Annotated in this window: 1 protein-coding gene; it reads right to left on the bottom strand. The window is 32.6% G+C overall.

Annotated elements, in window-relative coordinates; genetic code table 11:
- Window positions 1-7: 7 nt before the first annotated feature.
- Entirely contained in the window at window positions 8-880 is an 873-nt protein-coding gene (locus tag ELS83_RS21695; RefSeq protein WP_216616758.1) for a YARHG domain-containing protein, read from the bottom strand.
- Between the last annotated feature and the right edge of the window lie 60 nt (window positions 881-940).

Below are 940 nucleotides of genomic sequence, written 5' to 3'. Positions count from 1 at the left end.
TATGTGTTTAATAGAAATCATTCGCGTGTATGGTTGTATCAGAAACAATCTTTTCAATTAGCACATCAGGGCTTTTATATATGAGTGTTTCTGTCCAACTAGATGTTACCACTCTCAAGTCTTTGGTAATTACAACATCGCTTTTATAGTGAATAATTTCTTCCCTAAATATAGTGTCGCTGGTGCCATATACGTCTTCAGAWCTTGAATATGTTARTGGTAAGTCGACCTGACCTATTCTTTGACCGAGTTTGTTGACAATGAAAAAGGTGGTAARGGCATGCMGATCTGAAGCGTGGTGAACTCCAATAGCCGTGAGACTGTCATTTAAAATTATTTTACCGAATGTTGGCCAATATTCAAACTTTTTGAAGAATTCCATGTTTTTTGAATCGGATGGATCAAATTTAATATTGTTYTCATATTCCCATTCCCAACATTTTCCTGGAAGTTTTATTGCTGGGACACGATTTAAATAATCTGTGAATGTTAATGATTTAAGTTTTTCTTTTTCTGCTAAATCGCTTTTAAATTTAGCTTCTGCTTTTTGGATTTCGTTAATGTTAAAGCGATCAATTTGAGTTAAATGCTGTTCAATTTCGCTTGCATTGTATTTTGGCTCATACCAATCGTATTTTGAAAAGTAGCTAGTCAATTCTTTAGAATTAAAAGCATAGCCTTTTCTGGCATAGATTTCATTGCGWAGTAATCTTAATTCAGGCAATTCGAGTTGTAGTGTAWTAATGTGTAATTCTGTAATTTTCTTTGATAATACAATAGCTTCATTMGAATGTGGAGCCTTAATTTCAGAAATGACATCTTTGTTTTGTGTACTACAACTAATAAATAAGACTGTTAGAACAATAAGGTAGAATTTCATATGATTATTTAATTGTTTCCGCATAATTCTTCAGTGGTGCTGGTTTAATGCAAAACATCA

The organism is Marinifilum caeruleilacunae (genome assembly GCF_013141825.1).
GTDB lineage: Bacteria > Bacteroidota > Bacteroidia > Bacteroidales > Marinifilaceae > Marinifilum > Marinifilum caeruleilacunae.
This window is presented reverse-complemented; position numbering and strand designations above follow the sequence as displayed.